A 1034-nucleotide genomic window follows, 5' to 3' on the forward strand; every position below is an offset into this window, starting at 1 on the left:
TATTGCAACAGCTGTTGGTTATGTTCCTTGGGGAGATGAAGCAGAGGAGTATTTTTACAACCTCTACGAATATGAAGACGGTACAAGAGAGTGTGAAAAGTTTGACGGTGGTCAGTACTACACCGTACCAGAAAAGGCAGATTTTAGTACCAAAGCGCAAGTGAAAGCGTGGGTTTACGGTGGTGCTATTCCGAAAAGCGTTCTCAATTACGAACCTCTTATAGACGAGATCAATAAAGGCATAAAAAAACTATCAGAAGTTGCTTGATTTTAAAGAACATGACCTCTAGATGTGAAGAAAGATGGACTAAGTATTTTTAAAGATGCCCTACTTGCTCTAAAGGTGAAATATGTGGGATTGGGTTGTTATGCCGAGCTTGCCATAAATCATGCTTTTGTTGCAATTTAAGCCAGAATTCCGCATCATTTAAACCCGCTTTTTCTAACCGTAAAGCTAAGTTAATGCTAATCGCTGCATGACAGTTTAAGACACGGGATAAAGTTAAACGTGCAACACCAAGACGATTTGCCGCTTCTGTTACTGTTAATCCTAATTCATCAAGCAATTCTTCTTTCAAAATGCCGCCAGGGTGTGGAGGATTGTACATCATAATAACACCTCAAAACTCAATGGTAATCTTGATAATCAACCAGTTCAACGTCTGTCCCAATGAAACGAAAGGTAACACGCCAATTTGCATTGACACGCATTGACCAGTAACCTTTTAAATCGCCCGTAAGCGCATGTAGACGATACGATTTAAGAGTAACTTGTTCAGGCGCGGATATTGTATCTAAAATTACTAAAATGTTTGCTAATTTTTTAACATGCGCGGGTTGTATGCCTTTGCACTCTCCTCTTTCAAAGAATAATTTCAACCCTTTATACTTAAAACTAACGATTGCCATATATACCCTCTTGATACTTGGTACTATACACCATGCATTTATGTCAATTGATTATTTATCAAAGAGCGCCTTAAAACATAATGTTATATGTTAATAATCAATAATATCCTTTTGAAATAATTGAA

General features: G+C 37.4%; 3 protein-coding genes. 1 reads left to right on the forward strand and 2 read right to left on the reverse strand.

All coding sequences use genetic code 11. The features are described 5' to 3' along the window. Nucleotide 1 precedes the first annotated feature (1 nt). Nucleotides 2–268 carry a hypothetical protein gene (locus tag ACFIL2_RS03480; RefSeq protein ID WP_375681687.1) on the forward strand — a complete coding sequence of 89 codons (267 nt, stop codon included), beginning with the start codon at nt 2–4 and terminating at the stop codon, nt 266–268. A 49-nt stretch (nt 269–317) separates the two neighbouring features. Here ACFIL2_RS03480 and ACFIL2_RS03485 read toward each other — a convergent pair whose 3' ends face one another. Both ACFIL2_RS03485 and ACFIL2_RS03490 read right to left on the reverse strand, forming a co-directional pair. Beyond that, a complete protein-coding gene (locus ACFIL2_RS03485) occupies nt 318–611 on the reverse strand; it encodes a HigA family addiction module antitoxin (protein ID WP_375618724.1) in 294 nt (97 codons plus the stop codon). A gap of 16 nt (nt 612–627) precedes the next feature. Continuing rightward, on the reverse strand, nt 628–909 hold the full coding sequence (locus tag ACFIL2_RS03490) for a type II toxin-antitoxin system RelE/ParE family toxin (RefSeq protein WP_375680588.1): 282 nt from the start codon (nt 907–909) through the stop codon (nt 628–630). Between the last annotated feature and the right edge of the window lie 125 nt (nt 910–1034).

Source organism: Bartonella sp. AP30XZML, from assembly GCF_042195945.1.
GTDB lineage: Bacteria > Pseudomonadota > Alphaproteobacteria > Rhizobiales > Rhizobiaceae > Bartonella.